Genomic DNA, 25,902 nt, shown 5'->3' on the forward strand with positions numbered 1-25,902 from the left:
AGACATCGAGGAATATCACATGACCCAGGTCAAACCGGGCGACGTCGTCCGCATTCATTACACCGGCACGCTTGACAGCGGCGAGACTTTTGACAGCTCGCAGGGCCGCGATCCGCTGGAATTCACCGTGGGCTCGGGCCAGATCATCCCCGGCCTCGACAAGGCCATTCCGGGCATGGAAGTGGGCCAGCAGAAGACCGTCGAAGTGCCCTGCGAAGAAGGCTATGGCGCGGTTGACCCCAACGCGCGCCAGTCGGTGCCGCGCGCGCAAGTGCCCGACAATATCCCCGTCGATCCCGGGACCCAGTTGCAGATGAAGACGCCGTCGGGCCAGACGATGCCCGTGACCGTGGTCTCGTCGGACGAGAACGAGGTCGTGCTGGACGCCAATCACCCGCTGGCGGGCAAGACGCTGACCTTCGCGATCGAACTGGTCGAGATTAAGGCCGCCTAGGCACCGTGTTCAGGCGGCCCATTGGCCGCGGCGGCGGGGTCCATCCAAAGCGGGCCCCATGCATGTCCGTCGGGGTCGGTGAAGCCGATGCTGTACATAAAGCCGAGATCCTCGGCGCCATGCACCTCGGTGCCGCCGTGCGCAACCGCGCGGCGGCCCAATTCGTCCACCTCTTCGCGGCTTTCGCACGAGATCGCCAGAAGGTGCTGCGACTGTTCGCGCGGGTTGCCCACCGGCAGGTTGGCGAACCCGGCATAGCGGTCATGGGTCTGGATCATCACGAAGATCTGGTCCGAGACCACCACGCAGGCCGTGGTATCATCGGAAAAATTCTCGTTCACCGAAAAGCCGAGGCCCTCGTAGAACCGGCGCGAGACGGCGAGGTCCTGCACTGGCAGGCTGATGAAGATCATGCGGGACAAGGGGGTGCTCCTTCGGCAGTTGTCGAGGCACCTTAGGACCGGGCCCCGGCCGCTGGCAAGCGGCTGCGCACGGGGGCGGCTCAGCCGGCCGCCTCGTCCTCGATCTGCGCCAGCAGCCACTGGTGAAACCGGGCAAGCGGGCTGCCGGGGCGCAGTTTGCCAGCGGTGACCAAGTGATATTGCAGGTCTGACGTGGCCGTCTCGACAAAGCAGCGCACAAGGTCTCCGGCCGCAAGCGCATCGCTGACCAGAGATCGGCGGACCAGCGCAAACCCCTCGCCCCGCTGGCAGGCCGCGATCATCTCGGCAAAGCTGTCGAACTCCGGCCCTCCGTCAAAGTCGAAGAACTTCGCCGCGTCCTGCATCGGATAGAGTTGCGCCAGCCATCGTCTCCAGTCCAGCAACGTGTGGCGCGCGCCCGTGTAGCGCAGCAGGGGCGCCGTGGTCAGCGCCATCTGCGGCGGCAGCGTCCGGGCCAGTTCAGGCGCGCAGACGGCAAATTCCTCGTCCAGCCCCAGCGGCGTTGCCTGCAGATCGGGGCTGCCCGGGCCAAGCCAGATCGCGGCATCCACCTCGCCCCCCAGGACATCCGCCCGCCGGTATTCCATCACCAGGTTGACGCCGATGCCCGGGTGCGCCTCGAAGAAATCGGCCAGCCGGGGCGCCAGCCAGCGGCTGCCGAATTCGGGGATGGTCGAGACGGTGATCTTGCGCTCGGACCGGGTGCGCCGGGCGGCGTGAAGCGTGTCGTGCAGCTGGGCAAGGGCGGTCTGGATCGCTGGCCGGATCTGCGTGCCCAGCGGCGTCAGCGCCACGCCCGGCCGTTGCCGCACGAAGACCGGGGCGCCAAGGAAGGTTTCCAGCTGCGCAATCTGGTGGCTGACTGCCGTCTGGGTCAGGCCAAGTGTCTCGGCCGCCCGGGTAAAATTCTCATGCTCTGCGACCGCCAGAAAGGCCCGAAGGCAGGACAGCGGGGGAAGCGGGCCTGTCATCATGAAAATCCATCATGGTTGGCATGGCGAGGTTTCGTTTCCAGACTCCATGGATATTGAGCGAGATGGCGCATGTCTACGCGCATCTGGATTGGAAATGTCATGAAGATTATTGGTCGTCTATTCGCCCGCAGGGCCGCAGCGCCCCCGCCGCCGCACACAAACGCACTGCGCCGCGACCTTGGATTGGTCGAGGAACCCCGGCGCGCGCCGGACTGGTGGCAGCTTTAAACGAGGTTCTCGGGCTGCGGCATGCCGATGACGTGGAAGCCGCCATCGACGCGCACCACCTCGCCGGTGGTGAAGGCGCCGCCGTCCGAGGCCAGCCACACCGCCGTGCCGCCCACCGCCTCCAGCGTGGCATTGGCGCGCAGGGGCGCGTTCTGTTCGGTATGGCGGAAGGTGCGCCGGGCGCCGGCAATGGCCGAGCCTGCCAGCGTCTTCATCGGGCCGGGGCTGATCGCGTTGACGCGGATCTTCTGCGGGCCAAGATCGTTGGCAAGGTAGCGCACGGCCGATTCCAGCGCCGCCTTGGCCACGCCCATGACGTTGTAGAACGGCGTTACCCGGTTCGCGCCCTGATAGGTCAGTGTGATGATCGTGCCGCCGTCGGGCATCATCTCGGCCGCGCGGCGGGCGACGTCGATCAACGAATAGCAGCTTATCGTCAGCGAATTCTGGAAATTCGCCTTGGAGGTGTCGATGAAACGGCCTGACAGTTCGGCCTTGTCGGAATAGGCGATGGCGTGAACCACGAAATCCAGCGTGCTCCATTCCGCTTTCAGCGTGGCGAAGGCCCCATCCATCGACGCCTCATCGGTCACGTCACAGTCCAGCATGATCTTGCCGTCCACCTCGGCCGCAAGCGGGGCTAGGCGTTTGCCAAAGGCCTCGCCCTGGTAGGTAAAGGCCAGTTCGGCGCCCGCGGCATGCATTTCGCGCGCGATGCCCCATGCGATCGAGTGGTCGTTGGCGACCCCCATGATCAACCCGCGCTTGCCGGTCAGCGACAATGTCATGGTGTCAGTCCCTGAATTTGGACAAAAGCATCGAGCCGTTCGTTCCGCCAAAGCCGAAGCTGTTGGTCATCACCGTGTCGAGGCCCGCGGCATCGACCCGCGTTGTCGCAATCTCTGCCGGATGAAGCGCGGGGTCCAGCGTTTCAACGTTGATCGACGGGGCGATGTAGTCGCCCTTCAGCATCAGCAGGCAGTAGATGGCCTCTTGCGCGCCCGTCGCGCCCTGGCTGTGGCCGGTCATCGACTTGGTCGAGCTGATCGGCGGCGTCGTCCCCTCGCCGAAGACGCGGCGCACCGCCTTCACCTCGCCAACGTCACCCACGGGTGTCGAGGTGCCGTGCGCGTTGATGTAGCTGACCTTGCGGTCTTCGGGCAGCGTTTGCAGCGCCAGCCGCATCGCCCGCTCGCCGCCCTCGCCCGAGGGGGCGACCATGTCATGCCCGTCGCTGGTCGCGGCAAAGCCCGTGACCTCGGCATAGATCTTCGCACCGCGGGCCTGTGCATGTTCAAGCGATTCCAGCACGACGATCCCGCCGCCGCCCGCGATGACGAAACCGTCGCGCCCTGCGTCGAAGGCGCGCGAGGCCTTCTGGGGCGTGTCGTTGTATTTCGCCGACATCGCGCCCATCGCGTCGAAGAGGCACGACAGCGTCCAGTCGAGTTCCTCGCCGCCGCCCGCGAACATCACGTCCTGCTTGCCCATCATGATCTGTTCGGCCGCGGCCCCGATGCAATGCAGGCTGGTCGAGCAGGCCGATGTGATGGAATAGTTGATGCCCTTGATATGGAAGGCGGTCGACAGGTTCGCCGAAATGGTCGAGCCCATGCACTTGGGCACCGCGAAGGGGCCAATCCGCTTGGTGGCATTGGTCGCCAGCACCGACTGGTGCGCGGTGAACATGGCGCTGGTCGACGGCCCGCCAGAGCCCGCGATCAGCCCGGTGCGCGGGTTGACGATGTCGGCCTCTTCCAGCCCGGCATCGGCGATCGCCTGGGTCATCGCGATATGGGCATAGGCCGCACCCGGCCCCATGAACCGCAGCGCGCGCTTGTCCACATGCTCGGCCAGGTCAATTTTCAGCGTGCCGGCGATCTGGCTGCGAAAGTTGCGTTCGGCCATCTCGGGGCTTGCCTCGATACCCGAACGGCCAGCACGCAGGGCAGCATCCACCTCGGCGGCGGTATTGCCGATGGGCGAGACGATTCCCAGCCCGGTGACGACGACGCGGCGCATGGGCGCACTCCTTGCTTGGGTCAGTTGGCCGACAACGCGACCTTCATGTCCTTGACGATGTAGATGACCTCGCCGTCGGCTTCGACCACGCCATCGGCCACACCCATCGTCAGACGGCGGGTCTGGATCGCCTTGGTGAAATCGATCTTGTAGGTCAGCATCTTGCGGTCGGGGCGGACCATGCCGGTCAGCTTCACCTCGCCCACGCCCAGCGCATAGCCGCGCCCCTGCCAGCCGCGCCAGCCAAGGTTGAAGCCGGTCAGCTGCCACAGCCCGTCAAGGCCAAGGCAGCCGGGCATGATCGGGTTGCCGGGGAAGTGGCAGGCGAAGAACCACAGGTCGGGCGTGATGTCGAACTCGGCCAGCACGTGGCCCTTGCCATGCACCCCGCCATCCTCCGAGATCTCGGTGATCCGGTCCATCATCAGCATCGGCGGCTCGGGCAGCTGGGCGTTGCCGGGTCCGAACAACTCGCCGCGGGCACAGGCCAACAGGTCATCCTTGCCGAAACTGGTGGGGTAGATCGCCATGCAGTGCCCGTCCATTGCTGCCCTTGCCGTTCTCGCCCCTCTAGCATCCGGGGGTGAAGAAGGGCAAGTGTGCAGGGCCGGGCGCGCCCGCCCGGCGCGGCCTGCGCCCCTTGCCGGACGCTGTTTTGCATTGAAACTCGGCTGCGAAGGGCCATATTCGGCGGCATGGAAACGAAATTCGCATCCCCAGTGTCCGAGGCCGCGCGCCGCGGTGCCGAATGGCTGGCACAGGCGGCGCTGCGCCCGACGCGGCAGCGCGTTGCGCTGGCGGCGCTTCTGGTGGGCGATGGCCGGTCGCGTCACGTGACCGCAGAGGGCCTGTTCGACGCTGCTTCTGCCGCGGGTGAGGGTGTGTCGCTGGCCACCGTCTACAACACGCTGCGGGCCTTCTGCGCGGCTGGGCTGATGCGCGAGATCGTCGTCGACGGCTCGAAATGCTACTTCGACACCAACATGTCGGATCATCCGCATTTCTACTGGGAAGAGACCGGCCAGCTGACCGACGCGCCCGCCGACCAGCTGGATATCCGCCACCTGCCGCGCGCACCCGAAGGTGCCGAGGTGGCCGCGGTCGACGTGGTGATCCGCCTGCGCCGCCGCTAGGCCAGCGCGCCCGCCTTCCACGCCCTGACGGCATCTTCCACCGAATGATGCACCGCGCCCGGCCCGAAGGCCGCGATCAGCCCGGTGCGCCGCGCCGCGCCCGTAGCCGTCTGCGATTCCAGCCGCGCCAGCGCCACCGCGAACCCGCCCGCGCGCCATCCCGCGACCCGGTCGCGCAGCAGGTCCGCGCCGGTGAAGTCGATGCTGGCCACCGCCGCCGCCTCGATCACCAGCAGGCGGGCGGGCCGCGTGGCCAGCGCCGTGTCGATCTGCGCCAGCATCCCGCGGGTATTGATGAAGTTCACCGGCGCGCCCAGCGCCATCACCAGCACGCCGTCTTCGCGCTGGCCGGGCCGTTCGGGCGTGTCGGCCCACCAGATCGTGGTGCCGGGCAGGCGCAGCAACTCGCGGCATTGGGGCCGGGCGATGGTGTAAAGGCTGTGGACCAGCGACAGCACGATCGCGAGGCCCACGCCTACGCCGATCGGCAGGAATACGACCAGCGCCGCGCTTGCCACCAACAATAACGCTTCTTGCGGGCTTTGCCGGGCGATGCGCAGCGCCAGCCGCGCCCGCACGATCCGGGTTGCGATGAAGATCAGCGTACCAGCCAGCGCGGCCTGCGGCACCAGCGCCAGCAGCCCGCCCCCCGCCAGCACCACCACCGCACAGACGGCCACCGCCAGCACCCCCGCCAGTTGCGACCTCCCGCCCGAGTTGGCGACGATGGCGCTGCGCGGCGGGCTGGCGTTGACCGGAAAGGCACCCAATGCCGCTGCGGCGATGTTGGCCGCACCCAAGGCAGCGAAAGTCCGGCCGATTGCGTCCTCACTTTCGGGCAGGGCGCCGTCATCCAACGCCTGCAGAACCGCCGCGGTCTGGATCATCACGAGGACCGCCACGACAAGCGCCAGCGGCAACAGCGCGGCGATGGTTGGCCAGCCGGGCAGGGTCAGGTGCGGCACCTGAAGCTGCAGTGTCACATCGCCCAGCACCTCCAGCCCGCCTGTCCCCCGCCCAAGGGCAAGAACGAGGCCAAGACTGGCAGCGAGGCCCAGCAGCGGGCCGGGCAGACGCGGGTTCAGCCATTCGGCTGCCAAGGCTATGGCCAACATGCCCCCGCCCACCGCCAACGGCAGCGCATGCGTGCCTTGCAGTGTGGCCATCACGTCCCACAGACGTGCCGCCCCGGTGCCGGGCGGCGTGGGCAGGCCCAGCAGGACGGGCAGTTGCCCGATGACGATATGCACCGCGATCCCGATCAGGAACCCGGTCGTCACCGGCTGCGACATCAGGTCGGCCGCCCAGCCAAGCCGCATCACCCATGCGCCCAGCAACAACAGGCCCACCATCAGGGCCAGCACTACCGCCAGTCCGGCCACCTGCCCACCGCCTGCCAGCGCCAGCACGGCCAGCGTGCCGCCGATGACCGGGGCGATGGTGGAGTCGGCCCCGACCGACAGCGCCCGTGCCCGGCCGAAGACGGCGAAGGCCAGCGTGCCGGCCGCAAAGGCCAGCAGGCCCGTTACCGGCGGCAGGCCGATGAGCCGCGCGGTGGCCAGCTGTTCGGGAATGGCGATGGCCGCCAGCGTCAGCGCCGCGGCGGCATCGCCCGGCAGCCATGTCGCACGATAGCTGCGCAACGTGGGAAAAAGGCCGCCGCCGCTGGATGATGTGCCCATGCCGTCAGGGTTGCGGCTGGCCCAATCGCCTGTCAACGACAATCCCCAAGTGCCAGCCGGCCAGCCGCCGCCGGCCGCAGATTCGCGGGCTGGACAAGGTCACTGCGGGCTGGCCCAATGGCAGCCGCCGACATGGCGCGAGAAGGAGAGGCAAGATGATTACAAAGCGCGACTTCTACATTGATGGCCAATGGACCGGCCCGCTTTCCGGCCGCGATTGGCAAGTCATCAACCCCGCGACGGAGGAACCGGTTGCCGTGATTTCGCTGGGTGGCGCCGAGGACATCGACCGCGCCGTCGCCGCCGCCAAGGCCGCCTTCGACAGCTGGTCGCGCACCACGCCGGCCCACCGGCTGGCGTTGCTGGAAAAGCTGCTGGAGATTTACCGGCGCCGCTATGACGAGATGGTCCAGACGATCACGCTGGAACTGGGCGCGCCCGTCACGATGTGTCACGACCAGCAGGCCGACGTGGGCGTTGGCCACCTGCAGGGCTTCATCGACGCGATGAAGGCGCTGGAATGGGAAGAGACCCTGCCCAACGGCGACACGCTGGTGCGCGAGCCCATCGGAGTTTGCGGGCTGATCACGCCCTGGAACTGGCCGATTAACCAGATCGCGCTGAAGGTCATCCCGGCGCTCGCGGCGGGCTGCACCTGCGTGCTGAAGCCGTCCGAATTCACGCCCCTCAACGCGCTCCTCTACGCCGAGATGATCGACGAGGCGGGGTTTCCGCCGGGGGTCTTCAACCTTGTCAACGGTGACGGGGTGAACGCCGGTGCGGCGCTCTCCCGCCACCCCGACATCGCGATGATGTCCTTCACCGGCTCCACCCGCGCGGGCACGGCCGTCAGCATCGACGCGGCGCCGACCGTCAAGCGGGTGACGCTGGAACTGGGGGGCAAATCCCCCAACATCGTCTTTGCCGATGCCGACCTGGACGAGCGGGTGCCGGCGAGCGTCGCCGAATGCTTCAACAATTCCGGCCAAAGTTGCGACGCCCCCACCCGTTTGCTGGTCGAGGCCAGCGTCTATGACCGCGTGGTGGAGTTGGCCAAGGCTGCGGGCGAGGCGCAGGCGGTGGGCGACCCCACCAAACCCGGCGACCATATCGGCCCGCTGGTCAGCGACGTGCAGTTCGGCCGCGTTCAGGCCCTGATCGAGGCGGGTGTGGCCGAGGGCGCGCGCGTGCTGGTGGGCGGCCCCGGTCGGCCCGAGGGGATGAACCGGGGATACTACGTGCGCCCCACCATCTTTGCCGACGTCAACAACCAGATGCGCATCGCCCGCGAAGAGGTGTTCGGCCCGGTGCTCGCCCTGATCCCCTTCACCGACGAGGAGCAGGCGATCGCGATTGCCAACGATACGCCCTATGGCCTTGCGGCCTACGTGCAGACCGGCGACATGGCGCGCGCCCAGCGTGTGGCTCGGCGGCTGCGCGCCGGGATGGTGCATATCAACGGCGGTCCGCACCGTTACGGCAGCCCCTTCGGCGGCTACAAGATGTCTGGCAATGGGCGCGAGGGCGGGCGTTTCGGGATCGAGGATTACCTCGAGATCAAGACGGTCCATTTACCCTGAAACGCCAGAACGGGGCGTTTTTGGATTTGATCATTTTTGTGCCTTGCGCCAAACTCTACCCCGGCGCGGGACACATCCGGTCTGCGCGCCGTTGAACCGGCAAGGGGGTGCTGCCGTCTTGGACCAGAAAACACCCAATCCACCCGCGCACGAGGTTGCCTACCGCAGGCTGCGCGAGATGGTGCTGGATGGCGAGTTGGAGCCCGGACAGGCGGTAACGATCCAAGGGCTGGTCGCGCTGTTGCAGTCGGGGATGACCCCGGTGCGCGAGGCAATCCGCCGCCTGATCGCCGAGGGCGGACTGGAGTTTCAGGGCAATCGCCGCGTTTCGGTCCCGGTACTGGACCGGCCCCGTATCGAGGAACTGGCCTTCGCGCGGCTGGCGCTTGAACCCTGGCTGGCGGGGCAGGCGGCAGTGCGGATCCGGCCGGCCGAGATCGCCACGCTGGAACGGATCGACGATGCGCTAAACGCGGCCATCGCGCGGGGCGACGTGCGGGCCTACCTGCGGCGCAACTACGAGTTCCACGCGCGGCTTTACGCGGCCTCCGGTGCGACGGTGCTGACCGGGCTGGTCGATGCGCTGTGGCTGCGGATGGGCCCGTCGCTGCGGGTGGTCTGCGGGCGCTTCGGCACCTCGAACCTGCCTGACATGCATGAAAGCGCGCTGGCCGCCCTGCGCGCGGGCGATGCAGCCGCGACCGAGGCCGCGATTCATGCCGATATCAGCCAGGGCTTTGCCCAGATCCGCCTGTCGTTGGCGGCGGGTTAAGGCGCGGGAGCAGTCCGAAGACGGTCCGGCCCGCGCGCCTACAGCCTGTCGCGCAGGCTGAACCAGACCATGCCCAGCACCATCAGCGGCCAGCGCAGCGCCGTGCCGCCGGGAAAGCGCGGCACAGGGACCGAGGCCATCAGGTCGAACCGCTCGGCCTGCCCGGCAATCGCCTCGGCGGCAATCTGCCCTCCCAGCGTGGCCATCGCCACGCCGTGGCCGGAATAGCCGCTGGCGGTCAGGATGTTGCCGCGCAGCCGCTGGAAATGCGGCATCCGTTTCAGCGTGATGCCCAGCGTCCCGCCCCATGCGTAGTCGATCCGCGCGTCGGCCAGTTGTGGAAAGATCTGCGCCATCGGGCGGCGCACTGCGCGGCCGATATCGGCGGGAAAACGGTCGCCATAGCTTTCGGTGCCGCCGAACAGCATCCGGTTGTCGTCGCTCATGCGGAAGTAGTTGATGACGAACTTGCTGTCGGCGACGGCATGGCCGCCCTTGATCAGCGCGCGCGCCTCGGCCTCGGGCAGGGGGGCGGTGGCGACGATGAAGTTGTTGATCGGCATCACCCGCGCCGCGACCTCGGGCACCAGATGGCCCATGTAGCCGTTGCAGCCTAGCACCACGTAATCGGCCGTCACCCGCGCGCCATCGGTATGCACGATCGCGGGCGTGCTGCCGCCCAGCGAGGTGACGCGGCTACGCTCGAAGATGCGCACCCCCGCGGCGCGTGCCGCCCGCGCCAGCCCCAACGCATAGCGCAGTGGGTGCAAGTGGCCGCCGCCCATGTCCAGCGAGCCGCCGTGATAGGCGGGCGAGGCGACCATCTCGCGCATTTCCTCCAGCCCAAGGGGGCGGATCTTGTCGTAGCCGTATTGGGTGCGCAGCTTCTCGGCATAGGCGTGGCTGTGCGGCACCAGCCGCGCGCGGTGATCGGCGTGGATGATCCCGTCGGTGAACCCGCAACCCATCTGGTGCTTGGCAACAAGGTCGCGCACCAGTTGCACCGCGTCGAGCGACAGCGCCCAGAGCCGGCGCGCCTGCTCGGGACCGACCGTCGCCTCCAGTTCGTCCTGATCCTGGCGCTGGCCCGTGCCCACCTGACCGCCATTGCGGCCCGAGGCGCCGAAACCCACGCGCTGGGCCTCCAGCAGCACCACGTCATAGCCCTTTTCGGCAAGGTGCAGCGCCGCCGAAAGGCCGGTATAGCCGCCGCCCACCACGCAGACATCGCAGCGCAGGTCGCCCTTGGCGCGCGGCAGCTTGTCCAGCGGGGTTGCCGTGGCCGCGTACCACGACCCCGGATATTCACCCGGGCGGTCGTTGACGGTCAGGACATCGTGGGACACGTCGTCATCTGGCTTTCAGCAGGCCGTCGGCCTTGGCCCCGGCATAGGTTTCGTCGAGCGATTTCCTAGCACGTTCGATCAGCGTGTCCACGTCTTCGTGCGAGAAGGTCAGCGGCGGCGAGATGATCATCCGGTCGCCGACATGCCGCATCACCAGGTCGTTGGCAAAGCAGCGTTCGCGGCAGCGATAGCCGATGGTGCCTTCCTTGCCCGCAAAGGCCGCGCGGCGCGATTTGTCGGGGGTCAAGGGCAGGGTGCCCATCATCCCAACCGTCTTGGCATCGCCCACCAACGGGTGATCGGCCAATTCCGCCCACCGCTTGGCAAGATAGGGGCCGATATCATCGCGCACCCGCGCGATCAGCCCCTCTTCCTCGATGATCCGGATGTTTTCCAGTGCCACGGCGGCCGCCACCGGATGGCCGTTATAGGTGTAGCCGTGGTTGAAATCGCCCGCGGCATTGATTGCTTCGGCGACATGGTCGGCTACGATCGAGCCACCCATCGGGATGTAGCCCGAGGTCAGGCCTTTGGCGATTGTCATGATGTCGGGACGGATGCCCATCGTCTGGCTGCCGAACCAGTTGCCGGTCCGGCCGAAACCGCAGATGACCTCGTCGGCGATCAGCAGGATCTCGTGCGCGTCGCAGATCCGCTGGATTTCCGGCCAGTAGGTTTCGGGCGGGATGATCACGCCGCCCGCGCCCTGCACCGGTTCGGCGATGAAGGCGGCAATCTTGTTCTCGCCGAACAGCGCGATCGCCGCTTCCAGTTCGCGGGCGCGCATCAGCCCGAAGTCCTCGGGGCTCATGTCGCCCCCTTCGGCATACCAGTCGGGCTGGCCGATGTGGTAGATGTCGGGGATCGGAAGACCGCCCTGTTCGTGCATCGAGGTCATGCCGCCAAGGCTGGCGCCGCCCATGGTCGAGCCGTGGTAGGCGTTCTTGCGGCTGATGATGATCTTCTTAGAGGGCTTGCCCATCGCCGCCCAGTAATGCCGCACGAGGCGGATGTTGGTGTCGTTCGCCTCGGACCCAGACCCGGCATAGAAGACGTGGTTCATGTGCTCGGGCGTGATCTCGGCCAGCTTGGCCGACAGCGCGATGACCGGGACGTGGGTGGTCTGGAAGAAGGTGTTGTAATAGGGCAGTTCCATCATCTGCCGCGATGCTACCTGCGCAATCGACTCGCGCCCGTATCCGACGTTCATGCACCACAGTCCGGCCATGCCATCGAGGATCTGGTGTCCCTCGCTGTCGGTCAGGTAAACGCCATTGGCCCGTGTGATGATGCGGGCCCCCTTGGCGGCCAGTTCGTTGCCGTCGGTAAAGGGGTGCATGTGATGCGCGGCGTCGATCGCCTGAAGCTCGGCTGTGGGCAGGTGGTTGGAGATGACGTTCATCTGCGGCTCCTGTGAATCTGGGCAAAGGACGGACCCGCGGCTGGCCGGTTGCGGCCCCCGCGCCCGTATCCCGTCCGGTGGGTCTGTGATGTTTGACAGAATATGATCAAAAATAGCCAAGTCAATCCGGCTTCTCCGACAGGCGTGGTCGGGTCGCCCCTGCAGCGGGTGCGATGCCGCTCTTTCAGGCGGCCGATCGGCAGCGGACTTGATTGTCGGCAGGGTTGCGGTGCTGGCGGCGTGATCTGTCGAAAAACGGCAGGAATCAGGGGGGCTCGGGTGACTGCGATGTGCCATCTGCCGCATTTTGCGCCGAAGGCCTGCCGCGCCCTCGTTCTTATGCCTTGAAAAGAGGCAGGATTTCACGCTTTGATGTAGCGACACGGAATCCGGCGTTGCCAAACCGGGTCAGGTTTGATCAAATTGTGGCAGAAGAAGAAGTGGCCACCAAAGGCCAAACGCAACCAGACGGGAGTTACCCCATGTTGAAGAAATGGATGCCGCTTGCCGCGGCCCTGATGATCGGTGCCGGAGCCGCGACGGCCGAGACGGTGCGGGTCTACAACTGGTCCGACTATATTGACGAGTCACTGCTGCAGAAGTTCCAGGACGAGACCGGCATCACGCTGGTCTATGACGTGTTCGACAGCAACGAGGTGCTGGAGACCAAGCTGCTCGCCGGTGGCTCGGGCTATGACGTGGTGGTGCCCTCGGGCACGTTCCTGCAGCGCCAGATCGTGGCGGGTGTGTTCCAGAAGCTCGACTTCTCGCAACTGCCCAACGACCAGTACATGTGGAAGCTGATCAAGGATCGCGTGGCCAAGTACGACCCCGGCAACCAGTATGCCGAGAACTACATGTGGGGCACGACCGGCCTTGGCATCAACGTCGACAAGGTCAGGGAAATCCTCGGCCCCGACGCGCCGACGAATTCGCTCTCGCTGATCTTCGATCCGAAATATGTCTCCAAGCTGGCCGCCTGCGGCGTGCAGATGCTGGACGCGCCGTCCGAAATCATTCCGGCCGCGCTGAAGTATCTTGGTGAAGACCCCGACAGCCACGACCCCGCGGTCATCGCCAAGGTCGAGCCGGTGTTGATGGCGATCCGTCCGTATATCCAGAAGTTCAACTCGTCCGAGTACATCAACGCGCTGGCCAACGGCGAGATCTGCGCCGCGTTCGGCTGGTCGGGTGACGTTCTTCAGGCGCGTGACCGTGCCGCCGAAGCGGGCAATGGCGTGAACATCGCCTACGAAATCCCGAAAGAGGGCGCGCTGATGTGGTTCGACATGATGGCGGTGCCGGCCGACGCGCCCAACCCGTCTGGCGCGATGAAGTTCATCAACTTCATGATGGACCCCCACAACATCGCGGCGGCCTCGAACTATGTCTACTACGCCAACGGCAACCTCGAGAGCCAGAAGTACCTCAATCCCGACGTGATCGGCGATACCGCGATCTATCCGGATGCGGCGACGATGGATAACCTCTACACCACCACGCCTTACGAGCAGTCGGTGCAGCGGGTAGTCACGCGGCTCTGGACCAAGATCAAGTCCGGCGTCTAAAGCCAAGCCGACCAGCCCCGCACCCTTTCCCGGTGCGGGGCTTCTGCGTTTGACAACGAGGACATGATGGCGAACCCAGCGAAGAAGACCGTTTTCGCCCCTTGGGACGACACGAACGAAAAGCCGCTGATCACCTTCGAGGGGGTCACCAAGAAATTCGGCAGCTTCGTCGCCATCGACGACCTCAACCTTCAGATATACACCCGCGAATTCTTTGCGCTGCTGGGGCCCTCGGGCTGCGGCAAGACCACGTTGATGCGGATGCTCGCGGGCTTTGAAACCCCGACGCAGGGCCGCATCACGCTGGCCGGGCAGGATATCGGCCCGGTGCCGCCCAACAAGCGCCCCGTCAACATGATGTTCCAGTCCTACGCGCTGTTCCCGCACCTGACGGTCTGGGACAACATCGCCTTCGGCCTGCGCCGGTCCGACATGCCGCGCGACCAGATCCCCGCGCGGGTCGAGGAGATGCTGCGGCTGACGCGGATGGAGAAGTTCGCACAACGCAAGCCGCACCAGATTTCCGGCGGCCAGCGGCAGCGCGTGGCGCTGGCCCGCAGCCTTGCCAAGGCGCCAAAGCTGCTGCTGCTCGATGAGCCGCTGGGCGCTCTCGACAAGAAGCTGCGCCACGACACCCAGTTCGAGCTGATGGATATCCAGGAAAAGACCGGCACGACCTTCGTGATCGTCACCCATGACCAGGAAGAGGCGATGACGGTCGCCAGCCGCGTCGCGGTCATGAACCAAGGCAAGGTCGTACAGGTCTCGACGCCCGACCGTATCTATGAGACCCCCGCCACCGCCTATGTCGCCGACTTCATCGGCGAGGTGAACCTTGTCGAGGGCGTGGCCAGCCCAAACCCCGCCGGCGGCTATGCCATCGCCTGGGCCGAAGGGCAGGCGCCGATCGTTTCGGCCTGCGACAAGTCCATCGCCCAAGGCGCCCGCGTGAGCTTTGCCATCCGCCCCGAAAAGGTCCGCATCACGCCCGACCGGCCCGAGGGCGCCCAAAACGCGATGCAGGGCAAGGTCCATGACATTGCCTATCTCGGCAACATCTCGACCTATCACGTGCTGCTGCCAACAGGGCAGATCATCAAGGCGCAGACCGCCAATAGTCGTCGTGTCGAGAACCGCGAATTCACATGGGAGGACGATGTCTGGTTGTCCTTCACCGACACCGCCGGTGTCGTCCTGACGGAATAGGAGGCGGGTTCATGCAGCTGCGCCGCACCTTCTTGATCCTCGTCCCCTACCTGTGGATGCTGCTGTTCTTCCTGGTGCCGTTCTTCATCGTGATGAAGATCTCGCTCAGCCAGGTGGCGCTGGCGATCCCGCCCTACACGCCAACGCTGGATATCACCCAAGGCTGGGATGGACTGGTGAAGTTCTTCAGCCAGCTCAGCTTTTCCAACTTCCAGTTCCTGACGACGGATGACCTTTACTGGCGCGCCTATGTCTCCAGCCTGGAGATTGCGACGGTCGCCACGGCCATCACGCTGCTGGTGGGCTACCCCATCGCCTACGGCATGGCCAGCGCGCCGGACGAATGGCGGCCGACGCTGATGATGCTGGTGATCTTGCCGTTCTGGACCAGTTTCCTGATCCGGATCTATGCGTGGATGGGCATCCTCGGGCGCGAGGGCTTCGTCAACAGCACGCTGGAATGGCTGGGCATCATTCACGAGCCACTGACGATCCTGAACACCAACTGGGCGGTCTTTATCGGTATCGTCTACGGGTACCTGCCATTTATGATCCTGCCGATCTATGCCGCGCTGGACAAGCTTGACGTCTCGCTGACCGAATCTGCGCAAGACCTCGGCTGCACGCAGATCAAGGCGTTCTGGCTGATCACGGTGCCGCTGTCGCGGCCCGGCGTGGTGGCCGGGTGTTTCCTTGTCTTCATTCCGGCACTGGGCGAATACGTCATCCCCTCGTTGCTGGGCGGCTCTGGCACGCTGATGATCGGCAAGGTGTTGTGGGAAGAGTTTTCGTCGAACCGTGACTGGCCGGTGGCCAGCGCCGTCGCAGTCGTCCTGCTGCTGATCCTTGTCGTCCCGATCATCCTGTTCCAGCGCAACCAGCAGCGCCAGCAGGAGGCAGAGCAATGAGGCGGTTTTCGTGGTTCAACGCAACCTCTCTGACGCTGGGCTTTCTCTTTCTCTACTTTCCGATGGTGATCCTCGTCATCTACAGCTTCAACGCATCCAAGCTGGTGACGGTCTGGGGCGGCTTCTCGGTCAAGTGGTACGGCGAGCTGTTTCATGATCAGGCGTTTCTCGACGCAGCCTGGGTGACGTTGCGTGTCGCCCTTGCGGCGTCGACTTTGGCGACGATCCTGGGAACCATGGCGGCCTATGTGATGGTGCGCGCGGGCCGGTTCACCGGGCGAACGCTGTTTTCGGGCATGATCTATGCGCCGCTGGTGATGCCGGACGTCATCACCGGCCTGTCGCTGCTGTTGCTCTTCATCGCGGTTGGGCTGGACCGGGGCATCACGACCGTGGTGCTGGCCCATACCACCTTTGCGATGTGTTACGTGTCGGTCGTGGTTTCTGCGCGCCTCGTCAGTTTTGACCGCTCTCTGGAAGAGGCGGCACTGGACCTTGGATGTTCACCCTGGGACGCCTTTCGAAGCGTGACCTTGCCAATTATCGCGCCCGCCGTGATCTCTGGCTGGCTTCTCGCCTTCACCCTGTCTCTTGACGATCTCGTGATTGCGTCGTTTACAACAGGACCGTCGTCGACCACCCTGCCGATCAAGATCTGGAGTGCCGTCCGCCTGGGCGTGAACCCCGAGATCAACGCGCTTTCGACCATCATGATCTCGATCGTGACCGTGGGCGTGATCACGACATCGATCCTGTCCAAGCGGAACGCCGTCCAACGGATGCGTGACGAGCAGAAGGCCCAACAAGCATGACGACGACCAAGGCCGAGTACGACGCGTTCTGCGCCGAATTCGGTGTGCCCGACCGTATCGAGATGATGCTGTGCGACCTCAACGCGGTGCTGCGCGGCAAGTGGCTTCCGGGCGACGAGATCGACAAGTTGCTGAAGGGCGACATGCGCCTGCCCGAGTCGACCTACGCGCCCAACATTCTGGGGTCCGAGGTTGAGGCGAGCGGGCTGGGCTCGCCTAAGGGCGACCCGGACGGTTTTCTCGTGCCAATTCCGGGCACGTTCAAGCCGGCGCCATGGAACAACGGCATCGTGGCGCAGGTGCTGGTCGAGATGGTGGATGCCGAGGACGAGGTGAGTTTCCTGTCCCCGCGTCAGCACCTGAGCAACATCCTTGACCGGTTCGCCGCCGAGGGCCTCAAACCCGTGGTGGCGACAGAGCTGGAATTCTACCTGCTGAAAAAGCGCGAGGCCGATACCGACCCGCCAGAGCCGCCCGATGGCCTGCCTGACACCCAGAATTACGACCTCGACGCGCTGGCGCAGTCGGAAAACATTCTTGTCGAGATCATCGAGACGGCCAAGGCGCAGGGCCTGCCCACCGATGCGCTGATCGCCGAATATGGCCCCGGCCAGTTCGAGATCAACTTTCACCATACCGACGACGTGCTGGCCGCCGCCGATACCGCGATGCTGTTCCGCCGCCTGGTGATCGGGGTGGTCAATGGCCACGGGCTTGAGGCCACGTTCATGGCCAAACCCTATGCCGACCAGCCGGGCAACGGCATGCATGTGCATGTCTCGCTGCTCGATTCCGAAGGGCGCAACATCTTCGCCTCGGAAGATGGCGTGCACCCGCTGCTGAAAAAGGCTGTGGCGGGCGTGCTGGATTCCATGCGCGAGTTCCAGTTGCTCTTCGCGCCGCATCTCAATTCCTATCGCCGCTTTCAGCCGGGCAGCTTTGCCCCCTGTTATCCCGACTGGGGCACAGATCATCGCGGCGCCTCGATCCGCATCCCCGAGACGACGGGGATGGGCGCGCGGCTGGAACACCGTATCGCGGGCGCTGATGCCAACCCTTACCTGGTTCTGGCGGGCATCCTTGGTGGGGTCTGGCATGGCTTGCACAATGACCTGCCGCTGCCGCCGCCCTTGGAAGAGGTCGAGGATGGCGGCGTCGCGCCGCTGACGCATGACTGGATCACCGCCGTCGATTTTTTCGAGAAGTCGAAGCTTGCCGTCGATCTTTTCGGCAAGGAATATCACGACGTTCTGGTTGCGGTGAAACGCGACGAGATCGCGCAGCTGACCACCGTGATCTCATCGACAGAATACCGTTATTACCTCAGCAGGCTCTGAGGCGGCAGATGGCGCAGGACATGCCCACGTCGCTGGTCGCCGGGGTTGCGCCCGGGCGGATCGCCGCGATGGCGTCAGACGCCGCGATGGCCTATGCCGCGCGCCGTCCGCGCACAAACGCTGCTTTGACCGCCGGCGCGGCCGCTTGGCTGGACGGCGTGCCGCTGCACTGGATGAAGGACTGGCCGCAGCCATTTCCGATGCTGGTCGCCCGCGCCGAGGGCAGCATGCTGGAAGATATCGACGGCAACACGCTCGATGATTTCTGCCTTGGCGATACCGGCTCGATGTTCGGGCATTCGCCCGCGCCGGTCGCCCGTGCGATTGCCGCGCAGGCGGGGCAGGGGCTGACCTACATGTTGCCGACGCCCGCTGCGCTGGAGGCGGGCCGACTGCTGAACGAACGGTTCGGCGATTTCCGCTGGCAGGTCGCCACGACCGCGACAGATGCCAATCGTTTTGCCTTGCGCGTGGCCCGCGCCGTCACCGGGCGGCCCAAGGTGCTGGTCTTCAACGGCTGCTATCATGGCACCGTGGACGAGGCGATGGTGACGCTGCAGGACGGCCGGACCGTGGCGCGCCCCGGCCTTCTGGGACAGGTCGCCGACCTTGACCTGACCGCCACCTGCTGCGAGTTCAACGATCTTGCCGCGGTCGAGGCGGCGCTGAAAACGGGTGAGATCGCGGCGATCCTGACCGAGCCGGTGATGACCAATTCCTGCATGGTCCTGCCCGATCCCGGCTTTCACGACGGGCTGCGTGCGCTGGCCACGCGCTACGGCGCGCTCTTGATGATCGACGAGACGCATACCATTTCCAGCGGCCTTGGCGGCTATAGCGCCGTGCACGGGCTGAACCCGGATATCTTCGTCGTCGGCAAATGCGTGGCCGGCGGCCTGCCCACAGCCGTCTGGGGCCTGCGGCCCGCCGTGGCCGCAAGGCTGGCCGAGGTGAACGCCCGGCGGCCCGCCGGACATTCCGGCATGGGCACCACGCTGTCGGCCAATCCGCTGCAATTCGCCTGCCTTGTCGCCACGCTGTCCGAGGTGATGACGCCAGAAAACTATGCCCACATGGAGGCCGGCGCCGCGCGGCTGGAGGCTGGGCTGGCCGCCGCCATCGCCCGCCACGGCGCGCCCTGGCACGTCGTGCGCGTCGGCGCGCGGGTAGAGTTCATCTGCGCCCCCGGCCCGCTGAAGAACGGTGCCGAGGCGGCCCATGCCCACCAGCCCGCGCTGGAGGCCGCGATCCATGCCGACCTTTTGAACCAGGGCTGCCTGATCGCGCCCTTCCACAACATGATGCTGGTCTCGCCCGTCACCTCTGAGGCGCAGATCGACCGCCTGATCGCCGCTTTCGATGCTACACTGACCCGCCTTTTCGCCTGAAAGACCATTGCCATGACCGCCCCCAGCCCCTCGGGTTCCGATCCTGCCGAGGCCCGTGATTTCCTCGACGCCCACCCCGAGATCGAGGCGATCGACATCGTCCTGCACGATTGCAACGGCATCGGGCGCGGCAAGATCATCCGCCGGCACGAGTTGATGGGCTTCTACACCGGCGGGCGGCACCTGCCGATTTCCATCCTTGGCCTCGACATCTGCGGCGAGGATGTGCACGAGACAGGGCTGATCTGGGATCAGGGCGACGGCGATTTGCGTGCCTGGCCCATCCCCGGCACGCTGGTGCCGCTGCAAGGCACCCATCCGCCGCGGGCCGAGGTGCTGATGGCGATGTACACGCTGGACGGCGCGCCCTTCGGATCGGACCCGCGCCACGCGCTGCAACGGCAGGTCGATGCGCTGGCGGCCGATGGCCTGATCCCCGCGGGCGCGTTCGAGCTGGAGTTCTACCTGCTGGCGAATGACCGCGGCCCCGACGGCAAGGTGCAGCCCGCCGCCGACGTGCTTGACGGGCGCCAAAGCCTCAAGACCGAGGTCTATTCGGTCGACCAGCTGCACGGCATGCTGCCACTGTTCTCCGACATCTATGCCGGGGCCGAGCAGGCCGGGATCACCGCCGAGACGATGATTTCCGAATATGCACCGGGGCAGTACGAGCTGACGCTGCATTACCGCCGGGACGTGATGCAGGCCGCCGACGACCTCGCGCGGCTGAAACGCATCGTCCGCGCGCAGGCCCGCGCGCATGGGGTGACGGCGTGCTTCATGGCCAAACCGATGGCCGATCAGACCGGATCGGGCATGCATTTCCATGTCTCGATGCAGAACCGCGACGGGCGCAACGTTTTCGTGGAAGAGACGGAAGGCACGTGGAACCCGACCCTGCTGCACGCGGTGGGCGGACTGAAGGCCACGATGGGCGAATCCATGCTGGTCTTTGCGCCCCATGCCAACAGCTGGCGGCGCTTTGCCAGCCAAAGCTACGCGCCGGTCTCGCCATCATGGGGCGTCAACAACCGGTCCGTCGCGCTGCGCATCCCGGCGGGGGACAGGGCCGCGCGGCGGATCGAACATCGCCCGGCGGGAGTGGATGCCAGCCCCTATCTTGTCGGCGCGACGGTGCTGGCGGGTATCCGCCACGGCCTGTCTCGGCGGATCGACCCCGGCCCCGAGACCACCGGCAACGCCTATGCCGAGGCGCAGGACGGCCCGGCGATTCCGCCCGACTGGCGCAGCGCCATCGTTGCCGCCACGCAATCGGCCTTTCTCAAGGACGCGCTGGGGGCGGACATGCACCGAACCTTCACTGCTGTGAAAGCTGCTGAGTATGCCCGCGTGGCGCGGACGGTCGCCGATGTCGATTTTGACCTCTACCTGCATACGGTCTGATTGTCAGTTTTCATGACAGTCAGATGATCCATGCGGCTCTTCGGGCAGAATTACTGATGCCTCAGGGCCTCGATCGGGTCGAGCCGCGCAGCCCGGCGCGCGGGAAAATATCCGAAGACAACGCCCACCGCGGCGGAAAAGCCGAAGGCAAGCAGGATCACCAACGGGTTGGGTGAAAACGGGATCTTCATCAACGCGGCGGCGATGGCGGCAAGGCCAAGGCCCAGCAGGATGCCCAGCAGCCCGCCCAGCAGCGACAGCACGATCGCCTCGACAAGAAACTGGAGCAGCACCTGGCCCTCCTGCGCGCCAATGGCGAGGCGAATGCCGATCTCGCGCGTGCGCTCGGTGACGCTGACCAGCATGATGTTCATGATGCCGATGCCCCCCACCAGCAGGCTGACCGCCGCCACGGCCGACAGGAGGCCGGTCAGCACCGCGGTGATGCCGGTCAGAATGGTTGCCACCTGTTTCATGTCGAAGACGTTGAAATCGTCCTCTTCGCCCGGACCGATGTGGCGGCGTTCGCGCAGCAGGCTTTCGATCTGCGATTTCGCCACGCCGGTATCCACCCCGTCGCGCACGGAGACGTAGATCATCGTCACGTCAGCATTGCCGGCGATGCGGCGCTGGAAGGTGCGGATGGGGATCAGCACGAAATCGTCCTGGTCGGTGCCGAAGGTCGAGACACCCTGTTCGGCCATCACCCCGATGACCCGGCACGAGATTGACTTGATCCGAAAGCTCTGGCCCAGCGGATCGCCGCTGCCGAACAGCTCCTTGCGCACCGTCTGGCCCAGCAGGCAGACCGCCGCGCCCGACCGCAGCTCGCTTTCGTAAAAGGACCGGCCCAGCACCACCGGGATGTCGCGCGCCGTCAGGTAGGCGCTGTCGGTGCCGACGACCTGCGTGGCATGGTTCTGGTCTCCAAGGATCACCGTCATCGTGCGGGTATCGGCCGGGGCCGCGGCACGGACAGAGGCCAGTTGCGTGGCAATCGCCTCGACATCGCGCAGGTTGAAGGCCGAGGCGGGGTTGCCGGGCTGCGGGCCCTGCTGAGCCTGTCCGGGCCGCACCATCAGCAGGTTGGTGCCCAGTTTCGCCACGTCCGATGTCACCTGCTCGGTCGAGCCTTGCCCGACCGTCACCATCGCGATCACGGCCGCCACGCCGATAACCACGCCCAGCACCGTCAGGATGGACCGCAGCGCGTTGCGGAAGATCGCCTGAACCGCCAGCCTGACCGTCTGCCACAGCATGTCACACCGCCTCGACCGTCGCGCCGTCGCGGGCGATGCGGCCATCAAGGAAATGGATTTGACGATGGGCAAAAACGGCCACGTCGGGTTCGTGCGTGACCATGACGATGGTGATGCCGTCCTCGGTGTTGAACCGGGTCAGAAGCTCCATGATCTCGTGGCTGCGCGCGGTATCGAGGTTGCCGGTGGGCTCGTCGGCCATGATGACGGCCGGCCGCCCGACGATGGCGCGCGCGATCGCCACGCGCTGCTGCTGGCCGCCCGACAGTTCCGACGGGTCGTGGCCCGCGCGGTCGGCCAGACCGACCTTGTCAAGCGCATCCAGCGCCAGCGCCCGTCGTTCGTCATGGGCCATGCCCTTGTAAAGCAGGGGCATTTCGACGTTTTCCAGCGCGCTGGTGCGCGGCAGCAGGTTGTAGCCCTGGAACACGAAGCCGATGTAGTGACGCCGCAGCAGGGCCCGCTGGTCGCGGTTGAGGCCGCTGACATCCACCCCCTTGAACCGGTAGTGGCCGCTGGTCGGCGTATCGAGGCAGCCAAGGATGTTCATCGTGGTCGACTTGCCGCTGCCGCTGGGGCCCATGATCGCCACGAAATCGCCCGCGGCGATGGTCAGGTCGACACCGTCGAGCGCCCGCACCATCGCGTCGCCCATGCCGTAGGTCTTGGTGATCCGCTCCAGCGCGATCAGCGGCGCGTCGGCACTCATGGGCTGGCCATGTCGGTGATCACCGCGTCCCCCGGCGCAAGGCCCTCGCCGGTGACGGCGGTCCGTGTGCCGTCGGTCGCGCCGGGGATCACCTTGACCGGCGCGGGCTTACCGTCTTTCAGAAGCCAGATCGTGACGCTGCCATCGGCGGCGGCCGGCGTGGGGATGCCGGGCGTCTGCGCGGGCCGGCGCGGCACCAGCAGCCCCAAGAGCCCGCCACCCGATCCGCTGCCCGTTTCGGTTACCGGCGGGGCAAAGCGCAGCGCGGCATTGGGCACCAAGAGCGCGTCCTTGACGTGGTCTACCGTGATCTCGGCCGTCGCGGTCATGCCGGGGCGCAGCGACAGGTCGGTGTTGTCGATGCTCAGCGTCGCCTCGTAGGTCACCACCCCGTCCACCGTCTGGGGCGAGAACAGCACCTTGGCGATCTTGGCGGGAAAGCTGCGGCCGGGATAGGCCTCGACCCGGAACGCGGCGGGCTGACCCACCTTGACCTGTCCCACGTCGGCCTCGTCGATATCGACGTTCAGCTCCATCTTCGACAGGTCCTCGGCGATGGTGAACAGCACCGGCGCCTGCAACGAAGAGGCCACGATCTGCCCCACCTCGGCGGTGTGGGTCAGCACCGTGCCCGCGATGGGCGAAGTGATGGTTGCCTTGCTCAGGTTGGTCTGGTCGATGGCAAGGTTGGCGCGGGCGACGTTGACCTGCGCACGCGCCACCTGCGCCGCGGCCAGCGCCTTGGCCTGTGCGGCCTGCGCGGCCTGGAACGCCTCGACAGTGCTGATGTTGCGCTCCAGCAGCTGCTTGGCGCGCTCGAACTGCGCGGTGACCTGGGCGACGTTGGCATCGGCCTCGGCCACGTTGGCGACGGCGGCGTCAAGATTGGCCTGGCTGCTGGCCAGCGTCGCCTGCAGCTTGTCGGTATCCAGCCGCGCCAGCACCTGCCCCACCGTCACCACGGCATTGTCGGTCACCTCGACCGAGCGCACCGTGCCCGACAGTTCGGACGAGATATCGACAAGGTTGGTCGGCTGCACCGTGCCGGTGGCGGTGACAGTGACGGTCAGATCGCCCGTCTCGACAGGTTGCGAGACATAGGCCGAGGCGGCATCGCCGCTGCCCCGCTGCAACCACAGCCACGCACCCCCCGCGGCCAGCACCAGAACCAGTGCCAGCCAGATCAGCCGGCGCCGCCGGCCATGGCCCCGCGCAGAGGCGAGAACGCTTTCAATTTCGGTTCTGGCCGGTTCCACCCAGTCCACCTTTCGCTTGCTTTTGGCCTTGCTAGCCCTGCCGCGCCCACCGCTGAATGATCCATGTCAACCGGCGTGGTCCCGGGTTGCCTGTGATAGATGGGGCCCTTGGGCGCCCCACACCAGTCGGCGCGCCCGGCATTTTGCGCAACCATGTGGATAACTGTCATATCCTTGCTACACCGGCACGATACGAGCCCATTTGCACCCAGTTGGACCGCCCGAAAATGCCTGCGCACATGCCCGCCCTGACCCTCACCGGCGCCCGCGTCCTGAACGAAAACGGGCTTGTCGAAGCACCCGTTTCGCTGGCGGAGGGCCACATTGTCGAGGGCAGTTTCCCGGCCATCGACCTTGACGGATACGACGTGCTGCCGGGCATAGTCGACTTGCACGGCGATGCGTTTGAACGGCACATCGCGCCACGCCCCAGCGCGCCGTTTCCGATCATCTCGGGGCTTGCCGCAACCGACCGTGACGCGGCCGTCAATGGTGTTACTACCGCGTGGATCGCGCAAAGCTGGTCTTGGGAGGGGGGGATGCGCGGGCCCGATTTTGCCGAGGCGCTGCTGGAGGCGCATGCCGCCTGCCGAGGGCGGCTGGCAACCGACCTGCGTGTGCAAATCCGGTTCGAGACTCATGCGCATGACAGCGCTGACCGGCTTCTGGCCGCGGTGCGCCGTTTCGGCATCGACTATGTCATTTTCAACAACCACCTCGACGAAGCCATCGAGATGTCCGAGACGGACCCCGCGGCGATGGCCGGCTGGGCGGGCAAGAGCGGCAAGTCGGCGGCCGAACTGTTGGCCATCGTGACAGAGGCCAAGGCGCGCGCCCGCGAGGTGCCGCGCACGCTGTGCCGGCTGGCAGATGGGTTCGACGTGCTGGGCGTGCGCTATGGCAGCCATGACGATCCCGATGGTGAGACGCGCGAGACCTTCGCGATGCTGGGCGCGCGGATCTGCGAATTTCCCACCGCGCATCAGGCCGCCTCGGTCGCCTGCGCCAGCGGCGACCCGGTGCTGATGGGCGCGCCCAACGTTGTGCGCGGCGGGTCACAGGCGGGCAAGATTGCCGCCGTGGGTCTGATCCGCGCGGGCAAGTGCGATGCGCTGGTTTCGGACTATCACTACCCTGCGCTGGCGCTGGCGGCCTTTCGCCTTGCCGACATGGGCGTGATGGACCTGGCGGCGGCCTGGCGGCTGATCTCGGCTGCACCGGCGCAGATCATGGGGCTGGCCGACCGGGGCCGCATCGCACCCGGCCTGCGGGCCGACCTCGTGGTGATCGACCGCGCGACCCGCGCGATCGAGGCCACCATCGCGGGCGGCCGTGTCAGCCACCTGTCGGGCGAAGCTGCGGCACGGTTCATGGGGGCGGGTGCGGGTCTGCGGTTGGCGGCGGAGTGATCAGGCGTAGCGGCTCAGGAATGCCGCGGCGTCCAGTGCCCTGAAATCCGGCAGAGCCGCGCGCAGCCGGTCATGGTCCCAGTCCCACCATGCCAACGCCACCAAGCGGGCAGCAATCTCGGGCGGCTGGCGATCGCGCAGCTTGTGCGCGGGGTTGCCCGCGACGATTGTGTAGGGCGCGACATCGCGCGTCACCACCGCGCCCGCGCCGACGATGGCGCCGTCGCCCACGCTGACCTCGGGCTTGATCATCGCGCCGTGACCGATCCAGGTATCATGCCCGATCCGGGCCAGCCGCGACCGGCGATGCGCGAACCAGTCGGCATCGTCGGCGGCATCGGCCCAATAGCTGGCCGAGCGATACATGAAATGGTGCAGGCTGGCGCGGTCCATCGGGTGATCGGTCGCGCCGATCCGTACGAAACTGGCGATATTGGCGAACTTGCCAATCTCGGCATTGGCGATGTCGACGTAGCGGTCGCAATAGGAATAGTCGCCAAGGCTGGCATGGGCGATGCGGCTGCCGCGCCCGACCTCCGTGAAGCGGCCCAGCGTCACATCCGTCAGCTCGCAATCGGGATGCACCCGCGGCGCGTGCGCGTCCAGCATG

General features: G+C 66.2%; 24 protein-coding genes. 12 read left to right on the forward strand and 12 right to left on the reverse strand.

All coding sequences use genetic code 11. The features are described 5' to 3' along the window. The first annotated feature begins 19 nt into the window (after positions 1-19). Positions 20-454 (forward strand): peptidylprolyl isomerase, encoded by a 435-nt coding sequence (locus GC146_RS01675; protein ID WP_291833485.1) that lies wholly within the window; start codon positions 20-22, stop codon positions 452-454. Here the strand turns inward: GC146_RS01675 and GC146_RS01680 are convergent. From GC146_RS01680 to fabA, 5 genes are all read right to left on the reverse strand, one after another. Beyond that, positions 451-867, reverse strand: a complete 417-nt coding sequence (locus GC146_RS01680; RefSeq protein ID WP_291835691.1) for a VOC family protein — start codon at positions 865-867, stop codon at positions 451-453. The genes GC146_RS01675 and GC146_RS01680 overlap by 4 nt on opposite strands. 89 nt (positions 868-956) lie before the next feature. Further along, on the reverse strand, positions 957-1,868 hold the full coding sequence (locus tag GC146_RS01685; RefSeq protein ID WP_291833487.1) for a LysR substrate-binding domain-containing protein: 912 nt from the start codon (positions 1,866-1,868) through the stop codon (positions 957-959). Between the two features lie 227 nt (positions 1,869-2,095). After that, a complete protein-coding gene (locus GC146_RS01690) occupies positions 2,096-2,887 on the reverse strand; it encodes an enoyl-ACP reductase (RefSeq protein WP_291833490.1) in 792 nt (263 codons plus the stop codon). 4 nt (positions 2,888-2,891) lie between these two features. Continuing rightward, entirely contained in the window at positions 2,892-4,121 is a 1,230-nt protein-coding gene (gene fabB / locus GC146_RS01695) for a beta-ketoacyl-ACP synthase I (protein ID WP_291833492.1), read from the reverse strand. Positions 4,122-4,141: 20 nt separating this feature from the next. Then, positions 4,142-4,651 carry a bifunctional 3-hydroxydecanoyl-ACP dehydratase/trans-2-decenoyl-ACP isomerase gene (gene fabA, locus GC146_RS01700; RefSeq protein WP_291833495.1) on the reverse strand — a complete coding sequence of 170 codons (510 nt, stop codon included), beginning with the start codon at positions 4,649-4,651 and terminating at the stop codon, positions 4,142-4,144. Between the two features lie 165 nt (positions 4,652-4,816). Here fabA and irrA point away from each other — a divergent pair, with 165 nt between their 5' ends. Then, positions 4,817-5,254, forward strand: a complete 438-nt coding sequence (gene irrA, locus GC146_RS01705) for an iron response transcriptional regulator IrrA (RefSeq protein ID WP_291833497.1) — start codon at positions 4,817-4,819, stop codon at positions 5,252-5,254. On the opposite strand, the gene GC146_RS01710 is transcribed toward irrA, so the two are convergent. After that, positions 5,251-6,936, reverse strand: a complete 1,686-nt coding sequence (locus GC146_RS01710) for a SulP family inorganic anion transporter (RefSeq protein ID WP_291833499.1) — start codon at positions 6,934-6,936, stop codon at positions 5,251-5,253. The genes irrA and GC146_RS01710 overlap by 4 nt on opposite strands. A gap of 155 nt (positions 6,937-7,091) precedes the next feature. On the opposite strand from GC146_RS01710, the gene GC146_RS01715 reads away from it, so the two are divergent. After that, entirely contained in the window at positions 7,092-8,516 is a 1,425-nt protein-coding gene (locus tag GC146_RS01715) for an aldehyde dehydrogenase family protein (RefSeq protein ID WP_291833502.1), read from the forward strand. Between the two features lie 118 nt (positions 8,517-8,634). Next, positions 8,635-9,288 (forward strand): GntR family transcriptional regulator, encoded by a 654-nt coding sequence (locus tag GC146_RS01720; RefSeq protein ID WP_291833505.1) that lies wholly within the window; start codon positions 8,635-8,637, stop codon positions 9,286-9,288. Positions 9,289-9,326: 38 nt separating this feature from the next. Here GC146_RS01720 and GC146_RS01725 read toward each other — a convergent pair whose 3' ends face one another. Together GC146_RS01725 and GC146_RS01730 are read right to left on the reverse strand one after the other, a co-directional pair. Beyond that, on the reverse strand, positions 9,327-10,634 hold the full coding sequence (locus GC146_RS01725; RefSeq protein WP_291833508.1) for an FAD-binding oxidoreductase: 1,308 nt from the start codon (positions 10,632-10,634) through the stop codon (positions 9,327-9,329). Positions 10,635-10,638: 4 nt separating this feature from the next. Beyond that, positions 10,639-12,036 carry an aspartate aminotransferase family protein gene (locus tag GC146_RS01730; RefSeq protein WP_291833512.1) on the reverse strand — a complete coding sequence of 466 codons (1,398 nt, stop codon included), beginning with the start codon at positions 12,034-12,036 and terminating at the stop codon, positions 10,639-10,641. Between the two features lie 497 nt (positions 12,037-12,533). Here GC146_RS01730 and GC146_RS01735 point away from each other — a divergent pair, with 497 nt between their 5' ends. From GC146_RS01735 to GC146_RS01765, 7 genes are all read left to right on the forward strand, one after another. Then, on the forward strand, positions 12,534-13,604 hold the full coding sequence (locus GC146_RS01735) for a polyamine ABC transporter substrate-binding protein (protein WP_291835695.1): 1,071 nt from the start codon (positions 12,534-12,536) through the stop codon (positions 13,602-13,604). Positions 13,605-13,670: 66 nt separating this feature from the next. Continuing rightward, on the forward strand, positions 13,671-14,810 hold the full coding sequence (locus tag GC146_RS01740) for an ABC transporter ATP-binding protein (RefSeq protein WP_291833515.1): 1,140 nt from the start codon (positions 13,671-13,673) through the stop codon (positions 14,808-14,810). Between the two features lie 17 nt (positions 14,811-14,827). Then, positions 14,828-15,718, forward strand: coding sequence for an ABC transporter permease subunit (locus GC146_RS01745; protein WP_291835697.1), 891 nt, complete (start codon positions 14,828-14,830; stop codon positions 15,716-15,718). Next, positions 15,715-16,530 carry an ABC transporter permease subunit gene (locus tag GC146_RS01750; protein WP_291833518.1) on the forward strand — a complete coding sequence of 272 codons (816 nt, stop codon included), beginning with the start codon at positions 15,715-15,717 and terminating at the stop codon, positions 16,528-16,530. The genes GC146_RS01745 and GC146_RS01750 overlap by 4 nt, the downstream gene beginning before the upstream one ends. Continuing rightward, positions 16,527-17,867 (forward strand): glutamine synthetase family protein, encoded by a 1,341-nt coding sequence (locus tag GC146_RS01755; protein WP_291833522.1) that lies wholly within the window; start codon positions 16,527-16,529, stop codon positions 17,865-17,867. The genes GC146_RS01750 and GC146_RS01755 overlap by 4 nt, the downstream gene beginning before the upstream one ends. Positions 17,868-17,875: 8 nt before the next feature. After that, positions 17,876-19,255, forward strand: a complete 1,380-nt coding sequence (locus GC146_RS01760) for an aspartate aminotransferase family protein (RefSeq protein WP_291833525.1) — start codon at positions 17,876-17,878, stop codon at positions 19,253-19,255. Positions 19,256-19,267: 12 nt separating this feature from the next. Beyond that, entirely contained in the window at positions 19,268-20,659 is a 1,392-nt protein-coding gene (locus GC146_RS01765; RefSeq protein ID WP_291833528.1) for a glutamine synthetase family protein, read from the forward strand. A gap of 50 nt (positions 20,660-20,709) precedes the next feature. On the opposite strand, the gene GC146_RS01770 is transcribed toward GC146_RS01765, so the two are convergent. The 3 genes from GC146_RS01770 to GC146_RS01780 are packed head-to-tail and all read right to left on the reverse strand — an operon-like array spanning position 20,710 to position 23,883. Next, on the reverse strand, positions 20,710-21,918 hold the full coding sequence (locus GC146_RS01770; RefSeq protein WP_291833531.1) for an ABC transporter permease: 1,209 nt from the start codon (positions 21,916-21,918) through the stop codon (positions 20,710-20,712). Between the two features lies 1 nt (position 21,919). Beyond that, positions 21,920-22,627, reverse strand: coding sequence for an ABC transporter ATP-binding protein (locus GC146_RS01775; protein ID WP_291833534.1), 708 nt, complete (start codon positions 22,625-22,627; stop codon positions 21,920-21,922). Beyond that, positions 22,624-23,883 carry an efflux RND transporter periplasmic adaptor subunit gene (locus GC146_RS01780; RefSeq protein ID WP_291833537.1) on the reverse strand — a complete coding sequence of 420 codons (1,260 nt, stop codon included), beginning with the start codon at positions 23,881-23,883 and terminating at the stop codon, positions 22,624-22,626. Before GC146_RS01780 ends, GC146_RS01775 begins: the two co-directional genes overlap by 4 nt. A 239-nt stretch (positions 23,884-24,122) precedes the next feature. Between GC146_RS01780 and GC146_RS01785 the strand changes: the two genes are divergently transcribed. After that, positions 24,123-25,292, forward strand: coding sequence for an alpha-D-ribose 1-methylphosphonate 5-triphosphate diphosphatase (locus GC146_RS01785; RefSeq protein ID WP_291833539.1), 1,170 nt, complete (start codon positions 24,123-24,125; stop codon positions 25,290-25,292). Here GC146_RS01785 and GC146_RS01790 read toward each other — a convergent pair whose 3' ends face one another. Further along, entirely contained in the window at positions 25,293-25,901 is a 609-nt protein-coding gene (locus GC146_RS01790; RefSeq protein WP_291833542.1) for a chloramphenicol acetyltransferase, read from the reverse strand. It abuts the gene before it with no gap. Position 25,902: the final 1 nt, after the last annotated feature.

This window comes from Limimaricola sp. (genome assembly GCF_016125575.1).
Classification (GTDB): domain Bacteria; phylum Pseudomonadota; class Alphaproteobacteria; order Rhodobacterales; family Rhodobacteraceae; genus WGLM01.

Bases quoted from the DNA above. Each gene is read 5' to 3' on its own strand.
- GC146_RS01760 (WP_291833525.1), top strand. From the start codon at position 17,876: ATGGCGCAGGACATGCCCACGTCGCTGGTCGCCGGGGTTGCGCCCGGG.
- GC146_RS01740 (WP_291833515.1), top strand. From the start codon at position 13,671: ATGGCGAACCCAGCGAAGAAGACCGTTTTCGCCCCTTGGGACGACACG.
- GC146_RS01750 (WP_291833518.1), top strand. From the start codon at position 15,715: ATGAGGCGGTTTTCGTGGTTCAACGCAACCTCTCTGACGCTGGGCTTT.
- GC146_RS01685 (WP_291833487.1), bottom strand. From the start codon at position 1,868: ATGACAGGCCCGCTTCCCCCGCTGTCCTGCCTTCGGGCCTTTCTGGCG.
- fabB (WP_291833492.1), bottom strand. From the start codon at position 4,121: ATGCGCCGCGTCGTCGTCACCGGGCTGGGAATCGTCTCGCCCATCGGC.
- GC146_RS01680 (WP_291835691.1), bottom strand. From the start codon at position 867: ATGATCTTCATCAGCCTGCCAGTGCAGGACCTCGCCGTCTCGCGCCGG.
- GC146_RS01765 (WP_291833528.1), top strand. From the start codon at position 19,268: ATGACCGCCCCCAGCCCCTCGGGTTCCGATCCTGCCGAGGCCCGTGAT.
- GC146_RS01790 (WP_291833542.1), bottom strand. From the start codon at position 25,901: ATGCTGGACGCGCACGCGCCGCGGGTGCATCCCGATTGCGAGCTGACG.
- irrA (WP_291833497.1), top strand. From the start codon at position 4,817: ATGGAAACGAAATTCGCATCCCCAGTGTCCGAGGCCGCGCGCCGCGGT.
- GC146_RS01755 (WP_291833522.1), top strand. From the start codon at position 16,527: ATGACGACGACCAAGGCCGAGTACGACGCGTTCTGCGCCGAATTCGGT.
- GC146_RS01730 (WP_291833512.1), bottom strand. From the start codon at position 12,036: ATGAACGTCATCTCCAACCACCTGCCCACAGCCGAGCTTCAGGCGATC.
- GC146_RS01675 (WP_291833485.1), top strand. From the start codon at position 20: ATGACCCAGGTCAAACCGGGCGACGTCGTCCGCATTCATTACACCGGC.
- GC146_RS01690 (WP_291833490.1), bottom strand. From the start codon at position 2,887: ATGACATTGTCGCTGACCGGCAAGCGCGGGTTGATCATGGGGGTCGCC.
- GC146_RS01785 (WP_291833539.1), top strand. From the start codon at position 24,123: ATGCCCGCCCTGACCCTCACCGGCGCCCGCGTCCTGAACGAAAACGGG.
- GC146_RS01770 (WP_291833531.1), bottom strand. From the start codon at position 21,918: ATGCTGTGGCAGACGGTCAGGCTGGCGGTTCAGGCGATCTTCCGCAAC.
- GC146_RS01735 (WP_291835695.1), top strand. From the start codon at position 12,534: ATGCCGCTTGCCGCGGCCCTGATGATCGGTGCCGGAGCCGCGACGGCC.
- GC146_RS01715 (WP_291833502.1), top strand. From the start codon at position 7,092: ATGATTACAAAGCGCGACTTCTACATTGATGGCCAATGGACCGGCCCG.
- GC146_RS01710 (WP_291833499.1), bottom strand. From the start codon at position 6,936: ATGGGCACATCATCCAGCGGCGGCGGCCTTTTTCCCACGTTGCGCAGC.
- fabA (WP_291833495.1), bottom strand. From the start codon at position 4,651: ATGGCGATCTACCCCACCAGTTTCGGCAAGGATGACCTGTTGGCCTGT.
- GC146_RS01775 (WP_291833534.1), bottom strand. From the start codon at position 22,627: ATGAGTGCCGACGCGCCGCTGATCGCGCTGGAGCGGATCACCAAGACC.